The organism is Streptomyces sp. MMG1533 (assembly GCF_001279775.1).
In the GTDB taxonomy this organism is placed as follows: domain Bacteria; phylum Actinomycetota; class Actinomycetes; order Streptomycetales; family Streptomycetaceae; genus Streptomyces.
In genome coordinates, this window is the sequence record NZ_LGDG01000281.1 from 1 (window position 1) to 17,725 (window position 17,725).

10 protein-coding genes and 1 pseudogene are annotated in these 17,725 nt (G+C 68.3%); 9 read left to right on the forward strand and 2 right to left on the reverse strand.

Annotated elements, in window-relative coordinates; translation table 11 throughout:
• The coding region (locus ADK57_RS43820) for a LysR substrate-binding domain-containing protein (protein WP_234390590.1) at nucleotides 1-483 on the forward strand (483 nt) is incomplete at its 5' end.
• On the opposite strand, the gene ADK57_RS43825 is transcribed toward ADK57_RS43820, so the two are convergent.
• Entirely contained in the window at nucleotides 480-1,334 is an 855-nt protein-coding gene (locus ADK57_RS43825) for a phosphatase PAP2 family protein (protein ID WP_053755356.1), read from the reverse strand. The genes ADK57_RS43820 and ADK57_RS43825 overlap by 4 nt on opposite strands.
• A 161-nt stretch (nucleotides 1,335-1,495) precedes the next feature.
• Nucleotides 1,496-2,530: a LacI family DNA-binding transcriptional regulator gene (locus ADK57_RS43830; RefSeq protein ID WP_053755380.1), complete on the reverse strand. Its 1,035-nt coding sequence runs from the start codon at nucleotides 2,528-2,530 to the stop codon at nucleotides 1,496-1,498.
• Between the two features lie 380 nt (nucleotides 2,531-2,910).
• Here ADK57_RS43830 and ADK57_RS43835 point away from each other — a divergent pair, with 380 nt between their 5' ends.
• From ADK57_RS43835 to pulA, 8 genes and pseudogenes are all read left to right on the forward strand, one after another.
• The gene (locus ADK57_RS43835; RefSeq protein ID WP_053755357.1) at nucleotides 2,911-4,179 is read left to right on the forward strand and encodes an extracellular solute-binding protein; all 1,269 of its coding nucleotides are present in this window, start codon (nucleotides 2,911-2,913) and stop codon (nucleotides 4,177-4,179) included.
• 127 nt (nucleotides 4,180-4,306) lie between these two features.
• Nucleotides 4,307-5,311, forward strand: a complete 1,005-nt coding sequence (locus ADK57_RS43840) for a carbohydrate ABC transporter permease (protein WP_053755358.1) — start codon at nucleotides 4,307-4,309, stop codon at nucleotides 5,309-5,311.
• A gap of 13 nt (nucleotides 5,312-5,324) precedes the next feature.
• A complete protein-coding gene (locus ADK57_RS43845; protein ID WP_053755359.1) occupies nucleotides 5,325-6,236 on the forward strand; it encodes a sugar ABC transporter permease in 912 nt (303 codons plus the stop codon).
• A gap of 149 nt (nucleotides 6,237-6,385) precedes the next feature.
• Nucleotides 6,386-8,065 (forward strand): glycoside hydrolase family 13 protein, encoded by a 1,680-nt coding sequence (locus tag ADK57_RS43850; RefSeq protein WP_053755381.1) that lies wholly within the window; start codon nucleotides 6,386-6,388, stop codon nucleotides 8,063-8,065.
• Nucleotides 8,066-8,251: 186 nt separating this feature from the next.
• Nucleotides 8,252-9,634, forward strand: a complete 1,383-nt coding sequence (locus ADK57_RS43855; protein ID WP_053755360.1) for an alpha-amylase — start codon at nucleotides 8,252-8,254, stop codon at nucleotides 9,632-9,634.
• Between the two features lie 132 nt (nucleotides 9,635-9,766).
• On the forward strand, nucleotides 9,767-11,164 hold the full coding sequence (locus ADK57_RS43860) for a glycoside hydrolase family 30 protein (RefSeq protein WP_053755361.1): 1,398 nt from the start codon (nucleotides 9,767-9,769) through the stop codon (nucleotides 11,162-11,164).
• Between the two features lie 89 nt (nucleotides 11,165-11,253).
• Nucleotides 11,254-12,228 (forward strand): annotated as a pseudogene (locus tag ADK57_RS43865) (non-reducing end alpha-L-arabinofuranosidase family hydrolase); the annotation flags it as partial.
• Nucleotides 12,229-12,334: 106 nt separating this feature from the next.
• Nucleotides 12,335-17,722 carry a pullulanase-type alpha-1,6-glucosidase gene (pulA, locus tag ADK57_RS43870; protein ID WP_053755362.1) on the forward strand — a complete coding sequence of 1,796 codons (5,388 nt, stop codon included), beginning with the start codon at nucleotides 12,335-12,337 and terminating at the stop codon, nucleotides 17,720-17,722.
• The last annotated feature ends 3 nt before the right edge of the window (nucleotides 17,723-17,725 follow it).

A 17,725-nucleotide genomic window follows, 5' to 3' on the forward strand; every position in this document is an offset into this window, starting at 1 on the left:
GCAGACACCCTCGTCGGCTGGATCGACCGCGAAGCCGATGCCGAAGTGCTGGCCTGTACGGACGGCGTACGACTGCTGCACCTGCTGGACGACCCGTACCTCGCCGTGCTCCCCAAGGGGCACCGGCTCGCGGCGCGGCGGTCCGTGGCGCTCACCGAATTGGCCGAGGAGCCCTGGGTCGGCAGCGAGTGGCCGGGACCGTGCCTCGACGCCCAGCTCCACGCCTGCGAGGCCGCCGGGTTCCGCCCGCGGTTCGTGGTCGAGAGCGAGGACTACGTGACCGCGCAGGGCTTCGTCGCGGCGGGGCTGGGGGTCAGCCTGATCCCACGGCTGGGCCTGGGCGGCCGCCACCCCGACGTGGTCGTACGCCCGGTCCGGCGCCCGGAGCCGGTACGCAGCATCCACGCGGCCGTACGCGGGACCGCCCCGGCGCAGCCGGCGCTGGAGGCGTTCATCGGGGCGTTGCGGGGCGCGGCCGGCTAGGCCTTCGTCGGCAGCAGGGGCCCGCTGCGGGCCGGGACCAGCTTCGGCAGCGTGTACGGCAGCGCCCCGTACCAGACCCGCGCGAGGGCGAACCCGAAGGCGAGGCACAGGATGCCGCCCACCGCGTCGAGCCAGAAGTGGTTGGCGGTGGCGACGATGACCACCAGCGTGACCGTCGGGTAGAGCAGGCCCAGGACCCGCACCCACGGCACCGACGCCAGGGCGAAGATCGTCAGGCCGCACCACACGGACCAGCCGATGTGCATCGACGGCATCGCGGCGTACTGGTTCGACATGTTCTTCAGGTCGCCGGAGGCCATCGAGCCCCACGTCTGGTGGACCATGACGGTGTCGATGAAGTGTCCGCCGTGCATCAGGCGCGGCGGAGCGAGCGGATACAGGTAGTAACCGGCCAGGGCGACGACGGTGGTCGCGACGAGCACGAGGCGGGTCGCGGCGTAGCGGCCGGGATGGCTGCGGTAGAGCCACACGAGCACACCCAGCGTCACCACGAAGTGCAAGGTCGCGTAGTAGTAGTTCATGCCGACGATGAGCCAAGCCAGCGAGTTCACGCCGTGGTTGACGGACTCCTCTACGGCGATGCCGAGCTGGTGCTCGACCCTCCAGATCCAGTCGGCGTTGCGCAGCGCCTCGGACCTCTGTTCCGGGACGGCGTTGCGGACGAGCGAGTACGTCCAGTAACTCACCGCGATCAGCAGGATCTCGAACCAGAGGCGGGGCCGGCGCGGAGTGCGCAGACGGCGCAGGAAACCCGGCCCGCTCGCGGCCGTGACGGGCTGCGGAACGGCCTCGTCGGGCCCTTCCTGCGTCGTCACGGTCGTCTCAGTCATAGGCACAGAGTCTGCCAGAAAAGCCTTCCCCCGCCGATCATCCCCCGGTCGGGTCCGGGGCGCATGTCCTACGCCCGGAAGACCGCTGAAAACTCCTACCAGCGCACTGCGAGAAGGTCGATTTCTCCGCCTCGAGAACGAGCGGTACGGGCTGTGTCACCTCAGGGGCGTCCGCGTTCCCCGGGAGCCGATGCGGTCGAGCCGCGCACCACCAGTTCCGGCATGAACACGAACTCGCTGTGGGGCGCGGGCGTCCCGCCGATCTCCTCCAGGAGGGTGCGGACCGCCGCCTGTCCCATGGCCGGAACCGGCTTGCGGATCGTCGTCAGCGGCGGGTCGGTGAAGGCGATCAGGGGGGAGTCGTCGAAGCCCACGACCGAGATGTCCTTCGGGACGTCCAGGCCGCGCTGCCGGGCCGCCCGTATCGCGCCCAGCGCCATCATGTCGCTGGCGCACACCACCGCCGTACAGTCACGCTCCATGAGCGCGGTGGCAGCCGCCTGGCCGCCCTCCAGGGTGTAGAGGGAGTGCTGGACGAGCTCCGTCTCGATGGTCTCCGTGCCCAGACCCAGCTGGTCCTGCATGGTGCGGACGAAGCCCTCGATCTTGCGCTGCACGGGCACGAACCGCTTGGGTCCGAGCGCCAGCCCGATCCTGGTGTGCCCCAGCGAGATCAGGTGCGTGACCGCCAGGGTCATCGCCGCCCGGTCGTCGGGGGAGATGAAGGGTGCCTGCACCTTCGGCGAGAAGCCGTCCACGAGCACGAACGGCACACCCTGCGCGCGCAGCTGCTCGTAGCGCTGCATGTCGGCGGAGGTGTCCGCGTGCAGACCGGAGACGAAGATGATGCCGGCCACGCCCCGGTCCACGAGCATCTCCGTCAGCTCGTCCTCCGTGGAACCGCCCGGGGTCTGGGTCGCGAGCACCGGCGTGTAGCCCTGCCGCGTCAGCGCCTGGCCGATGACCTGGGCCAGCGCCGGGAATATCGGGTTCTCCAGCTCCGGGGTTATCAGGCCCACCAGGCCCTCGCTGCGCTGCCGCAGACGCACCGGGCGTTCGTAGCCCAGCACGTCGAGGGCGGCGAGCACGGACTGGCGGGTGGTGGCGGCGACGCCCGGCTTGCCGTTGAGGACGCGGCTGACGGTCGCTTCGCTCACCCCCGCCTGAGCAGCGATGTCGGCAAGCCGTGTGGTCACAGGGGTGGACTGTACCGGCCAGGTCTCGCCTTGCACACCAATCCGGCGCCGTATGCGATTTGTTGACCGGCCCGGTCCGGGCTGCTGGGTCATCGCGCTCCCTCGTGAAAGTGATGGCAAGAGCTTGCAGAGTCTTGCACAACCCGCCCCAACTGCTCGACGGCCGCAAATAAGCGTCTCACGGCGGTCGCCCTCGGGTCACGCCCGGATAACTTCGGAGATCTCTTGCACTTTTTTGCTGCAAGGTCTTTCGTACCGCTTACATCGCTGTTACGTTCGGCGACGCCCGGCGGCGGCAACGGCGCAGTCGGCAAGTCGACAGGGCGGCAGACGGGGCCGGTTCCTGTGAGCACACGGGCTTTCACCCTCAAGGAGAACTCATGCGGCGTGGCATAGCGGCCACCGCGCTGGTGGCGTCTTTCGCCCTCGCGGCGACGGCCTGCGGCGGAAGTGACGGCGGCGACTCGGCCGACGGTCCGGTGACCATCACCTGGTGGGACACCTCCAACGCCACCAATGAGGCGCCGACGTACCAGGCCTTGATCAAGGAGTTCGAGGCCGCCAACAAGGACGTCAAGGTCAAGTACGTCAACGTGCCCTTCGACCAGGCGCAGAACAAGTTCGACACCGCCGCAGGTTCCAAGGGCGCTCCGGACATCCTGCGTTCCGAGGTCGGCTGGACCCCCGCCTTCGCGAAGAAGGGCTACTTCCTGCCGCTGGACGGCACCGAGGCCCTCGCGGACGAGAGCAAGTTCCAGCCCAACCTGATCGAGCAGGCCAAGTACGACGGCAAGACCTACGGCGTGCCGCTGGTCACCGACACCCTCGCGCTGGTCTACAACAAGGAACTCTTCGAGAAGGCCGGCGTCGAGGCCCCCAAGACCTGGGACGACCTGAAGAAGGCCGCCGCCACGATCAAGGGCAAGACCGGCGTCGACGGTTACTGGGGCTCCACCCAGGCCTACTACGCGCAGACCTTCCTCTACGGCGAGGGCACCGACACCGTCGACGCCGCCGCCAAGAAGGTCACCGTCAACTCGGCGCCCGCCAAGAAGGGCTACGAGACCTGGCTGAGCCTGTTCGACGGCAAGGGCCTGCACAAGGCCGACACCACCGCCGACGCCTACGCCCACATCCAGGAGGCGTTCGTCAGCGGCAAGGTGGCCTCGATCATCCAGGGCCCGTGGGAGATCACCAACTTCTACAAGGGCACCGCCTTCAAGGACAAGAACAACCTCGGCATCGCCACCGTCCCGGCCGGCTCCACCGGCAAGGCGGGCGCCCCGACCGGCGGCCACAACCTCTCGGTCTACGCCGGCTCGGACTCCGCCCACCAGAAGGCGGCCCTGAAGTTCGTCAACTTCATGACCTCCGCGAAGTCCCAGGCGAGCATCGCGCTGAAGAACTCCACCCTGCCGACCCGCGACGACGCCTACACCGCCGAGGTCAAGGCCGACCCGGGCATCGCCGGCTTCCAGGGCGTCCTGCCCGCCGCCCAGCCGCGCCCGGCGCTGCCCGAGTACAGCTCCCTGTGGGGCCCGCTGGACACCGAGCTGCCGCAGGTCGCCGGGGGCAAGGAGTCCCTCGACAAGGGCCTGGGCAACGCCGAGACCGCGATCGCCAAGCTGGTCCCGGACTTCAGCAAGTGACCCCGAGTGGCCGCCGGATCCCCCGCGAACCGGGGGAGGGATCCGGCGGCCACCGGCCTGTGGCCGGGCCGTGCAGGCCGTGCAGGCCGAAGATCTTCCAGAAGGTGTCGAAGAAGGTGTCGAACCAATGACAGTCGCCATCGACCGTGCGACCGGCAAGCGCCGAGGTGACCGCGAGCCGAAGCCCGGGCTGGGCCGGCGCCTGAGGCACGGCTATCAGAAGCACTGGTACGCGTACGCGATGATCGCCCCGGTGGTGGTCGTCCTGGGCGTCCTGGTGCTGTACCCCCTGGCGTACGGCCTGTACCTCACGCTCACCGACGCCAACAGCCTCAACACCGCCCGCACGATCGGCGTCAACCACATCGACGCCACCTACAAGTTCATCGGCCTCGACAACTACGCCGACATCCTGTGGGGCGACACGGCCTACGACCGCTTCTGGTCGCACTTCATCTGGACGATCGTGTGGACCGCGCTCTGCGTCACCCTGCACTACACGATCGGCCTCGGTCTCGCCCTCCTGCTCAACCAGAAGCTGCGCGGCCGCACCTTCTACCGGCTGATCCTGATCCTGCCGTGGGCCGTGCCGACCTTCGTCACCGTCTTCGGCTGGCGGTTCATGCTCGCCGACGGCGGCATCATCAACTCCTTCCTGGACACGCTCCACCTGCCGACACCGCTGTGGCTGGAGGACACCTTCTGGCAGCGGTTCGCCGCGATCATGGTCAACACCTGGTGCGGTGTCCCCTTCATGATGCTGTCGCTGCTCGGCGGCCTGCAGTCCATCGACACCTCGCTCTACGAGGCCTCCGAGATGGACGGCGCGAACGCCTGGCAGCGCTTCCGGTACGTCACCCTGCCGGGCCTGAGGTCCGTCAGCTCCACCGTCGTACTGCTCGGCATCATCTGGACCTTCAACCAGTTCGCCATCATCTTCCTGCTGTTCGGCAACACCGCCCCCGACGCGCAGATCCTCGTCACCTGGGCCTATTACCTCGGCTTCGGACAGCAACCGCGCGACTTCGCGCAGTCGGCGGCCTACGGCATCCTGCTGTTGGCCATCCTGATCGTCTTCACCTCCTTCTACCGCCGCTGGCTGAACCGCAATGACCAGCAGCTCGCGATCTGAGGCAGGAGTCACCATGAGCACGACCACCGTCGAGACCTCCGCCGCGGTGAACAAGGAGGACTCCATGGCGCCCTCGCCGCACAAGGCCACCAAGCGTGGCGAAAGCACCGCCGCCGTCCGCCTCGCCTCCCACGGCATCCTGATCGCCGCGAGCCTGATCGCGCTCTTCCCGGTCGCCTGGCTGGTGTTCCTGTCCCTCGGTCCGGACAAGGACGACTATCTGCATCCCGGGCGCATCTGGGGGAAGATGACGTTCGACAACTACACGTTCGTGCTCCAGGAGACGAAGTTCTTCGACTGGCTGCAGACCACGATGATCGTCACCCTGGGCACCACGCTCATCGGGGTGGTCATCTCCGCGACCACCGGTTATGCGGTCTCGCGCATGCGCTTCCCGGGCTACCGAAAGTTCATGTGGGTGCTGCTGGTCACGCAGATGTTCCCGGTGGCCGTACTCATGGTGCCGATGTACCAGATCCTCTCGGAACTGCAGCTCATCGACAGCTACCTTGGTCTCATCCTGGTGTACTGCACGACCACCGTTCCGTACTGCGCATGGCTGATGAAGGGCTACTTCGACACCATCCCGTTCGAGATCGACGAGGCGGGACGGGTCGACGGGCTGACCCCCTTCGGCACGTTCGCGCGACTGATCCTGCCGCTCGCCAAGCCGGGCCTGGCGGTCGCCGCCTTCTACAGCTTCCTCACCGCCTTCGGCGAGGTCGCGTTCGCCGCGACGTTCATGCTGTCCGACACGAAATACACCTTCGCCGTCGGTCTGCAGACCTTCGTCAGCGAGCACGACGCCCAGCGCAACCTCATGGCCGCCACCGCGGTGCTGATCGCCATACCCGTCTCCGCGTTCTTCTACTTCGTGCAGAAGAACCTGGTGACAGGCCTCACCGCGGGCGGCACGAAGGGCTAGCCCCTTCCGTCACGACTCCCGCGCGCGTGAGCGCGCGGGTGGCGGCCGCGGTGTCATCCGACCCCGCCGGCACCGCGGCCGCCTCGTCACCCGCCGACGTACGCACGCAAGCCTCCATGACCGAAACCTCGTTACGTATCAAGGACGCCATGAGCCAGCACTCCGCCGACCCGGCCGAAAACTCCGCCGTCGCCACCGTCGCCAAGCGCCGCGACTGGTGGCGGGACGCGGTGATCTACCAGGTCTATCCGCGCAGCTTCGCCGACAGCAACGGCGACGGTATGGGCGACCTGGAGGGCATCCGCACCCGACTGCCGTATCTGCGCGACCTCGGCGTGGACGCCGTGTGGCTCAGCCCCTTCTACGCCTCCCCGCAGGCCGACGCCGGCTACGACGTCGCCGACTACCGGGCCGTGGACCCCATGTTCGGCAACCTCCTCGACGCCGACGCGCTGATCCGCGACGCCCGCGAACTGGGTCTGAGGATCATCGTCGACCTGGTCCCCAACCACTCCTCCGACCAGCACGAGTGGTTCAAGCGGGCGATCGCGGAGGGCCCCGGCTCGCCGCTTCGGGACCGCTACCACTTCCGTCCCGGCAAGGGCGACGACGGCGAGCTCCCGCCGAACGACTGGGAGTCGATCTTCGGCGGTCCGGCGTGGACCCGCGTCACCGAACCGGACGGCTCGCCCGGCGAGTGGTACCTGCACCTCTTCGCCCCCGAGCAGCCCGACTTCAACTGGGAACACCCGGCCGTCGGCGACGAGTTCCGCTCCATCCTCCGCTTCTGGCTCGACATGGGCGTGGACGGCTTCCGCATCGACGTGGCCCACGGTCTGGTGAAGGCCGAGGGCCTGCCGGACCTCGGATCCCACGAGCAGCTCAAGCTGCTGGGCAACGATGTCATGCCGTTCTTCGACCAGGACGGCGTGCACGTCATCTACCGCCAGTGGCGCACGATCCTCGACGAGTACGCGGGCGAGCGCATCTTCGTGGCGGAGGCGTGGACCCCGACGGTCGAGCGCACGGCGAACTACGTCCGCCCGGACGAGCTGCACCAGGCCTTCAACTTCCAGTACCTGAGCACTGATTGGGAAGCCGAGGAACTGCGGAAGGTCATCGACCGCACTCTGGAGGCGATGCGCCCGGTGGGCGCCCCCGCCACCTGGGTGCTCTCCAACCACGACGTGACCCGCCACGCCACCCGCTTCGCCAACCCGCCCGGCCTCGGCACCCAGATCCGCACGGCGGGGGACAGGGAGCTGGGCCTGCGCCGAGCCCGCGCGGCGACTCTGCTGATGCTGGCGCTGCCCGGCTCGGCGTACGTCTACCAGGGCGAGGAACTCGGCCTCCCCGACGTCGTCGACCTGCCGGACGAGGTCCGTCAGGACCCCGCCTACTTCCGGGGCGCAGGCCAGGACGGCTTCCGCGACGGCTGCCGGGTGCCGATCCCGTGGACGCGCGAGGGATCGTCGTACGGCTTCGGCGCGGGCGGCAGCTGGCTCCCGCAGCCCGACGGCTGGGGCGAGCTGAGCATCGAGGCCCAGACCGGCGTACCCGGCTCCACCCTGGAGCTCTACCGCTCCGCCTTCGCCGCCCGCCGCGAGCAGTCCGACCTCGGCGCGGGTGACTCCGTGGAGTGGCTGAAGGCCCCCGAGGGTGTCCTCGCCTTCCGCCGCGGCGAGTTCGTGTGCGTCGCCAACACCGGCGCCGAGTCGGTCACGACTCCGGCGTACGGCCGCCTGCTCCTTGCCAGCGGCGAGATCGCCGAGACGGACGGCGAGGCGAAGCTGCCGGCCGACACGACGGTGTGGTGGACGACGGCCTGACAGCCACTCGACTCCGGAGGGCCCGCTACGGCGGGCCCTTTGTAGTTGAAACTTCTTGCTAAAGCTTTCAATACTCTTGCTGTAAACCTTTCGTTAGCGGTACGTTCCCGTCGGCGCCCGGCAACGAAGCCGCGCCGCGGCGCAGGGGGGACCCAACTGAGCCGCAATCGCAAGGAGTTCACGCCTGTGATATCGAGATGGTCGGTCACTGCGACCGCGACCGCGCTGGCTGCCGCGGCAGCCGTCATGGCTCCCGGCGGCACCGCCTACGCCTCCCCGCCCGGCGCCAAGGACGTCACCGCCGTCCTCTTCGAGTGGAACTTCGCCTCGGTGGCGAAGGAATGCACCAACACCCTGGGTCCGGCCGGTTACGGCTACGTCCAGGTCTCCCCGCCCGCCGAGCACATCCAGGGCTCGCAGTGGTGGACGTCGTACCAGCCCGTCAGCTACAAGATCGCCGGACGGCTCGGTGACGCCACCGCCTTCAAGAACATGGTCGACACGTGTCACTCGGCGAGCGTGAAGGTCGTCGTCGACACGGTCGTCAACCACATGTCGGCGGGCAGCGGCACCGGTACGGGCGGCTCGTCGTACACGAAGTACAACTACCCGGGCCTGTACTCGTCGTACGACTTCGACGACTGCACGTCGACGATCTCCGACTACACCAACCGCGCCAACGTCCAGAACTGTGAACTCGTCGGCCTCGCCGACCTGGACACGGGCGAGGACTACGTCCGCTCGGCGATCGCCGGCTACATGAACTCCCTGCTCGGCTACGGCGTCGACGGCTTCCGCATCGACGCGGCCAAGCACATCCCGGCGGCCGACCTGGCCAACATCAAGTCGCGGCTGACCAACACCTCCGTGTACTGGAAGCAGGAGGTCATCTACGGCAGCGGGGAGGCCGTCCAGCCGACCGAGTACACCGGCAACGGCGACGTCCAGGAGTTCCGCTACGCCTACGACCTCAAGCGCGTCTTCAACAGCGAGAACCTCGCCTACCTGAAGAACTACGGCGAGGGCTGGGGCTATATGAACAGCTCGGTCTCCGGTGTCTTCGTCGACAACCACGACACCGAGCGCAACGGCTCGACCCTGAACTACAAGAACGGCGCCAACTACACCCTGGCGAACGTCTTCATGCTCGCCTACCCGTACGGCGCCCCGGACATCAACTCCGGCTACGAGTTCTCCGACACGGACGCCGGGCCGCCCAGCGGCGGTGCGGTGAGCGCCTGTTGGCAGGACGGCTGGAAGTGCCAGCACGCGTGGCCGGAGATCCTGCGCATGGTCGCCTTCCGCAACGCGGTACGCGGCGAGTCGCTCACCGACTGGTGGGACAACGGCGCCGACGCCATCGCCTTCGGCCGGGGCACCAAGGGCTATGTCGCCATCAACCACGAGTCGGGCAGCCTGAGCCGCACGTACCAGACCTCGCTGGCCGCGGGGACGTACTGCAACGTGCAGAACAACACCACGGTGACGGTGAATTCGAGCGGCCAGTTCACCGCGACGCTGGGTGCCGACACCGCACTCGCGATCTACGCGGGCAAGTCGAGCTGCTGAGTCGCTCCCGCCCCTCCGCGTGGCCGCGCGTTGTTGCGCCTGACAACGCGCGGTACGCGGGGGGTTGACGCTTCCGGAACCCCGCCCTACGTTCCCCACGGTGATGGGAGCGCTCCCACGATTGGGCGGATCATGATGCGCAGACTCGGAAAGTGGACGGTGACGTCCTTGGCGGCCCTGCTGGCAACCGTCGGCGCCACCGCGGCCACCCCGCCGGAGGCCCGGGCCACCTCCGCGACGGTCAACGGCTCGACCACGCTCCAGCCCATCGACGGCTTCGGGTTCTCCGAACACTTCGGGCGGGCCGACATCATGCGCGGGTCGCAGGGCCTGTCCGCGCAGAAGCAGCGCGAGGTCCTCGACCTGCTGCTCAACCGCACCACCGGCGCCGGCCTCAGCATCCTGCGCCTGGGCATCGACTCGGGCATCCAGCCCACTGACCCCGGTGGTCCGAACGCGACCCCCAAGTACGTCTGGGACCGCCAGGACAAGGGCCAGGTGTGGCTCGCCCAGCAGGCCGAGGCGTACGGCGTGAGCCGTTTCTACGGCGACGCCTGGACCGCCCCCGGCTACATGAAGACCAACGGCACCGACGCGGGCGGCGGCACCCTGTGCGGCCTGTCGGGCGCCACCTGCGCGAGCGGCGACTGGCGCCGGGCGTACGCGAATTACCTGGTCCAGTGGGCGAGGTTCTACGGCCAGGAGGGCATCGGGATCACCGACCTCGGGTTCACCAACGAACCCGACTGGACCGCCACGTACGACTCCATGCGGCTCACCCCCGCTCAGGCGGTGGAGTTCACCAAGGTCTTCGGTCCGGTGGCGAACGCGGCCGGACACAAGGTCGTCTGCTGCGACTCCTTCGGCTGGAACCAGCAGAAGAGCTACACGAGCGCGATCGAGGCCGACGCGACGGCCCGCAACCTCGTCGCCACGCACGCCGGCCACACCTACGCCAGCCCGGTCGACGCGCCCCTGCCGACGCAGAAACGGACCTGGATGTCGGAGTGGTCGCCCGACGGCACCACCTGGAACGAGAACTGGGACGACGGCAGCGGCTACGACGGCTTCACCGTGGCCTCCGCCGTCCACGACGCCCTGACCAAGGGCAACACCAACGGCTACATCTACTGGTACGGGGCCTCGGTCGGCGCCACCAGGGGCATGATCCAGCTCGACGGCGACAACTACCGCGTCTCCAAACGGCTGTGGGCGATCGCCAACTACAGCCGCTACATCCGCCCCGGCGCCACCCGTATCGGCGCCACCACGCCCGACGCCGATCTGAAGCTGTCGGCGTACCGCAACACCGACGGCACCCTGACGGTCGTGGTGCTCAACGCGGGCGACGGCGCCCAGCAGGTGTCGTACAGCCTGCAGAACACCCAGATCACCACCGGGACGGCGACCCCGTACCTGACCAACGGCTCCGGCAGCATGGCCCGGCAGGCCGCAGTCCCGGTCGCCGGCGGCTCACTGACCGCCACCGTTCCGGCCCGTTCCCTGGTCACCTACACCATCAAGCGATAGGAGTCGCGATGCGCGTGACAAGACGTCTTGGGGTCTTACTCGGCGGGCTCGCCCTGCTGATCGGGGCCGCGGTGGCACCGTCGTCCGCGGCGGCGACCGCTCTGCCGAGCAGCTTCACCTGGTCGTCCAGCGGGGCGCTGATCGGCCCCAAGTCGGACGCCACCCACAACCTGAGTGCGGTCAAGGACCCGTCGGTGGTGTACCACAACGGCCGGTGGCACGTGTTCGTCAGCACCGCGACCAGCACCGGCGCCTACAGCATGGCGTACCTGAGCTTCACCGACTGGTCGCAGGCCGGCGCCGCGCAGCTCCACTACCTCGACCAGACCGCGATCGGCACCGGGTACAAGGCGGCGCCCCAGGTGTTCTACTTCGCGCCGCAGAAGCTGTGGTACCTCGTGTACCAGACCGGGGACAACGCGGCGTACTCGACCACCACGGACATCGGCAACCCCGGCTCGTGGAGCGCACCGAAGAAGTTCTACTCCGCCGGCATGCCGCAGATCATCAAGGACAACATCGGCAGCGGCTACTGGGTCGACTTCTGGACCATCTGCGACTCGGCGAACTGCTACCTGTTCTCCTCGGACGACAACGGGCACCTCTACCGCTCGCAGACCACGGTGGCGAACTTCCCGGCCGGCTTCACCAACACCGTCATGGTGATGCAGGACTCCAACAAGTACCGCCTGTGGGAGGCCGCCAACGTCTACAAGCTCAGCGGCTCCAACACCTACCTGCTGCTCAACGAGGCGATCGGCAGCAACGGCAAGCGGTACTTCAGGTCCTGGACGTCGAGCAGCATCACCGGCACCTGGACCCCGCTCGCCGACACCGAGGCCAACCCCTTCGCCCGGTCGAACAACGTCACGTTCAGCGGCACTCCCTGGACCAACGACATCAGTCACGGCGAGATGATCCGCGCAGGCGTCGACCAGACCCTCGCGATCAGCTCCTGCCGCCTGCAGTACCTGTACCAGGGCATGAATCCGTCGGCCACCGGCGACTACAACACCCTGCCCTGGCGGCTGGGCCTGCTGACCCAGACCAACTCCACCTGTTGAAAGTTCTTTCCAAAGGTTTCAGGACTCTTGCTGTAAGCGTTTCTTCGGCGATACGGTCGCGCGGGGTCGGACCCAAGAGAGCCGTCATCGCAAGGAGTCCACGTCCGTGATACCGAGATGGACGGCGCCGAGGCGCCGTACCGCCCATGCCGGCCGGGTCGCTGCGGTCACCGTGACCGCGTTGGCCGCAGCGCTCGTCCAGCCCCTGGCCGCCCGGGCGGACACCCCGCCCCCACCGCCGTCCGACGCGAAGCTCGCCGCCGAGCCCGCCCGGCACGACGCCACGCGTGAGCAGTTCTACTTCGTCCTGCCGGACCGCTTCGCGGGCGGCGACACCGGCAACGACGAGGGCGGCCTGACCGGTTCACGCCTCAGCACCGGATACGACCCCACCGACAAGGGCTTCTACCAGGGCGGCGACCTCAAGGGCCTGACCCAGAGGCTCGACTACATCAAGGGCCTCGGCACCACCGCCATCTGGATGGCGCCCATCTTCAAGAACCGGCCCGTGCAGGGCGAGGGCGCGAACGCCTCCGCCGGCTACCACGGCTACTGGATCACCGACTTCACCCAGGTCGACCCGCACTTCGGCACCAACAAGGACCTCTCGACCCTCATCTCCAAGGCGCACGCCAAGGGCATGAAGGTCTTCTTCGACGTCATCACCAACCACACGGCCGACGTCGTCGACTACGAGGAGAAGTCCTACGACTACCTCTCCAAGGGAGCGTTCCCGTACCTGACCAAGGACGGCGAGCCCTTCGACGACGCGGACTACGCGGACGGCACCGAGGACTTCCCCTCGGTCGACGCCGACTCGTTCCCGCGTACACCCGTCGTGTCCGCCGCCGAGAAGGTGCCTTCCTGGCTCAACGACCCGACGATGTACCACAACCGCGGCGACTCGACGTATGCCGGTGAGTCGACCACGTACGGAGACTTCTCCGGCCTCGACGACCTGTGGACCGAGCGTCCCGAGGTCGTCAGCGGGATGGAGAGGATCTACCAGCGCTGGGTGCGGGACTTCGACATCGACGGCTTCCGGATCGACACCGTGAAGCACGTCAACACGGAGTTCTGGACCCAGTGGGCCACGGCCCTGGACGCCTACGCGGCCAAGCAGGGCCGGGACGACTTCTTCATGTTCGGCGAGGTCTACTCCGCCGACACGTCGATCACCTCGCCGTACGTCACCCAGGGCCGCCTCGACGCCACGCTCGACTTCCCCTTCCAGGAGGCGGCCCGGCAGTACGCCTCCCAGGGCGGCAGCGCGCGGAAGCTCTCCTCGGTCTTCGCCGACGACTACAAGTACACGACCGACAAGGCCAACGCCTACGAGCAGGTCACCTTCCTCGGCAACCACGACATGGGCCGTATCGGGTACTTCCTGAACCAGGACAACCCGAAGGCCACGGACGCCGAGCTCCTCGCCAAGGACCGGCTCGCCAACGAGCTGATGTTCCTCAGCCGCGGCAACCCCGTCGTCTACTACGGCGACGAGCAGGGCTTCGCCGGCGCCGGCGGCGACAAGGACGCCCGCCAGACGATGTTCGCGTCCCGTACGGCCGACTACCTCGACGACGACGAGATCGGCACCGACCGCACCCACGCGAGCGACGCCTACGACACGAGCGCCCCGCTGTACCGGCAGATCGCCCAACTCGCCGAGCTCCGCAAGGCCAACCCGGCGCTGACGGACGGCGTCCAGACCGAGCGGTACGCGGCCGACGGCTCCGGCATCTACGCGTTCACCCGCACCGGCACCGACAAGACCGAATACGTCGTCGCCTTCAACAACGCCGGCGAGGCGAAGACGGCGACCTTCGCGACCGGCTCGGCGGACACGAAGTTCCAGGGGATCCACGGGACTTCCGCACAGGTGACCTCCGACGCGGACAAGAAGCTCACCGTCACCGTCCCGGCCGGCTCGGCGATCGTCCTCAAGGCGGCGGGCAGGCTGGCCAAGCCCGCCACCAAGCCGACGATCACCCTCAAGGCCCCGGCCGCCGGCGCCACCGGCACCGTCGAGCTGACCGCCGACGTGGACGGCGGCCAGCTCAACCGGGTCGTCTTCGCCGCCCAGGTCGGCAACGGCAAGTGGCGGACCCTCGGGTCGGCCGACCACGCCCCGTACAAGGTCACGCAGACCATCGGCAAGGACGTACCGGCCACAACCGCCCTGCGCTACAAGGCGGTTGTCGTCGACTCGGCCGGCCGCACGGCGAGCGCCACCGCCGACAGCCGCACCGGCACCCCGCCCGCCGAGGAGATCCCCTCCGCCTCGTCCCGCGACTACGCGGTCGTCCACTACAAGCGCACCGAAGGCGACTACGACAACTGGGGCCTGTACGCCTGGGGCGACCTCGCCGACGGCGAGTCGACGAACTGGCCCGACAGCCACCCCTTCGTCGGCCGCGACGCCTACGGCGCCTTCGCCTACGTCAAGCTGAAGCCCGGCGCCTCGAACGTCGGCTTCCTCGTCATCGACAAGGACGGCAACAAGGACGTCTCCGCCGACCGCACGATCGACGTCACCAAGACCGGCGAGATCTGGATAGAGCAGGGCAAGGAGGCCGTACGGACCGAACGGCCCGACTACCCGGCCCAGGACACGACGAAGGCCGTCCTGCACTACCACCGCGCCGACGGCAACTACGACGGCTGGGGCCTGCACGTCTGGACGGGCGCCTCGAACCCCACCGACTGGTCGAACCCCCTGAAGCCGGTGAAGACCGACAGCTATGGCGCGGTCTTCGAGGTACCGCTCGCCGAGGGTGCGGGCAGCCTCAGCTACATCATCCACAAGGGCGACGAGAAGGACCTGCCCACCGACCAGTCGCTCGACCTCACGGCGAACGGCCACGAGGTGTGGCTGGTGAACGGCCAGGAGAAGTACCTGCTTCCGCAGCCGGCCGGCTCCGCCGCCGCACTCGACCTGACCACCTCCAAGGCCATCTGGATCGACCGGAACACGGTCGCCTGGAACGGCTCGGAGGCGGCAGCCTCGACGCAGCTGCTGTACTCGCACGACGGCTCGATCTCCGTCGACGACGGCACACTGACCGGGCAGGCCAAGTGGCTGAGGCTTTCCAGGACCACCCTCACCGACGCCCAGAAGGCCGGGTTCCCGCACCTCAAGGACTACACCGCCTGGTCCGTCGACCCGCGCGACCGCGACCGGGTGCGTAAGGCCCTGAGCGGCCAGGTCGTCGCCTCCCAGCGGGCCGCCAACGGCGCCGTGCTCGCCGCGACAGGCGTCCAGACCGCCGGCGTACTCGACGATCTGTACCCCGCGGCGACGAAGGCGGAGCTCGGTCCGACGTTCCACAACGGCCGCCCCACGCTGGCCGTCTGGGCCCCGACCGCTCAGTCGGTCAAGCTCGAACTCGACGGCTCCACGGTGGCCATGCAGCGCAACACCACCACCGGAGTCTGGTCCGTCACCGGCCCCAGGTCCTGGAAGAACAAGGCCTATCGGTACGTCGTGACGGTCTGGGCGCCCAGTGTCCGCAAGGTCGTCACCAACAAGGTCACCGACCCCTACTCGGTCGCCCTGACCACCGACTCCCGGCGCAGCCTGGTCGTCGACCTCGACGACGGATCCCTTGCCCCCAAGGGATGGTCCTCGCTGGTCAAGCCCAAGGCCGTTGCCCTCGAGGACGCACAGATCCAGGAGCTGCACATCCGGGACTTCTCGGTCGCGGACAAGACGGCCGCCGACCCCGGCACCTACCTCGCCTTCACCGACAAGGACAGCGACGGCTCGAAGCACCTGCGTGAACTGGCGAAGGCCGGGACGTCGTACGTCCATCTCCTCCCGGCGTTCGACATCGCCACCATCCCCGAGAAGAAGTCCGACCAGGCGGCAGTGGACTGCGACCTGGCGTCCTACGCGGCCGACTCGGACAAGCAGCAGGAGTGCGTCTCGGCGGTTGCCGCGAAGGACGCCTACAACTGGGGCTACGACCCGTACCACTACACGGTCCCCGAGGGCTCGTACGCGACGGACCCCGACGGCACGGCCCGTACGGTCGAGTTCCGCAAGATGGTCAAGGCACTGAACGAGGACGGCCTGAGGGTCGTCATGGACGTCGTCTACAACCACACGGCCGCGAGCGGCCAGGCGGACACGAGCGTCCTCGACCGGATCGTCCCCGGCTACTACCAGCGGCTCCTCGCCGACGGCTCGGTCGCGAACAGCACCTGCTGTGCCAACACGGCCACCGAGAACGCCATGATGGGCAAGCTGGTCGTCGACTCGATCGTCACGTGGGCCAAGGAGTACAAGGTCGACGGCTTCCGCTTCGACCTCATGGGCCACCACCCGAAGGCCAACATCCTGGCGGTGCGCAAGGCCCTCGACGCGCTGACCGTCGCCAAGGACGGCGTCGACGGCAAGAAGATCATCCTGTACGGCGAGGGCTGGAACTTCGGCGAGGTCGCCGACGACGCCCGCTTCGTGCAGGCCACGCAGCAGAACATGGCCGGAACCGGTGTCGCGACCTTCTCCGACCGTGCCCGTGACGCCGTGCGCGGCGGCGGCCCCTTCGACGAGGACCCGGGCGTCCAGGGCTTCGCGTCGGGCCTGTACACCGACCCCAACTCGTCCAGGGGCAACGGCACGCCGGCCGAGCAGAAGGCCCGCCTGCTGCACTACCAGGACCTGATCAAGGTCGGTCTGTCCGGAAACCTCAAGGCGTTCGCCTTCACCGACACCGGCGGCAAGGAGGTCACCGGCGCCGAGGTCGACTACAACGGCGCCCCCGCCGGCTACGCGGACGCCCCGGGCGACGCCCTCGCGTACGCCGACGCGCACGACAACGAGACGCTGTTCGACGCGCTGACCTTCAAGCTGCCGTCGTCGACGAGCGCCGCCGACCGCGCCCGCATGCAGGTCCTCGCCATGGCGACGGCCACCCTCTCGCAGGGCCCGGCCCTCTCCCAGGCGGGCACCGACCTGCTGCGCTCCAAGTCCCTGGACCGCAACTCCTACGACAGCGGCGACTGGTTCAACGCCGTCCACTGGAACTGCCGGGACGGCAACGGCTTCGGGCGCGGACTGCCGATGGCCACCGACAACGCGTCCAAGTGGCCGTATGCCAAGCCCCTGTTGGGCGCGGTCGGGGTCGGCTGCCCGCAGATCGAGGGCGCCTCGGCGGCGTACCGGGATCTCCTGAAGATCCGTACGACGGAGAAGGACTTCTCCCTCGACACGGCCGGCCAGGTGCAGTCGAAGCTCTCCTTCCCGCTCTCCGGGAAGGACGAGACGCCCGGCGTGATCACCATGAAGCTCGGTGCCCTCGTCGTCGTGTTCAACGCGACGCCCACGACGCAGGAGCAGCGCATCGGTGCGCTCGCCGGGGACGGCTACCGGCTGCACCCGGTCCAGGCGTCGGGCGCGGACTCTATCGTCAAGTCCGCGTCCTACGAGCGGGAATCGGGCACGTTCGCCGTTCCGGGACGATCCGTGGCGGTATTCTCCCCGGTTTCCTGACAA

Excerpts from the sequence above, each read along its gene's own strand:
- ADK57_RS43860 (WP_053755361.1), top strand. The coding sequence starts at position 9,767 with ATGATGCGCAGACTCGGAAAGTGGACGGTGACGTCCTTGGCGGCCCTG.
- ADK57_RS43840 (WP_053755358.1), top strand. The coding sequence starts at position 4,307 with ATGACAGTCGCCATCGACCGTGCGACCGGCAAGCGCCGAGGTGACCGC.
- ADK57_RS43835 (WP_053755357.1), top strand. The coding sequence starts at position 2,911 with ATGCGGCGTGGCATAGCGGCCACCGCGCTGGTGGCGTCTTTCGCCCTC.
- ADK57_RS43845 (WP_053755359.1), top strand. The coding sequence starts at position 5,325 with ATGAGCACGACCACCGTCGAGACCTCCGCCGCGGTGAACAAGGAGGAC.
- ADK57_RS43825 (WP_053755356.1), bottom strand. The coding sequence starts at position 1,334 with ATGACTGAGACGACCGTGACGACGCAGGAAGGGCCCGACGAGGCCGTT.
- ADK57_RS43850 (WP_053755381.1), top strand. The coding sequence starts at position 6,386 with ATGAGCCAGCACTCCGCCGACCCGGCCGAAAACTCCGCCGTCGCCACC.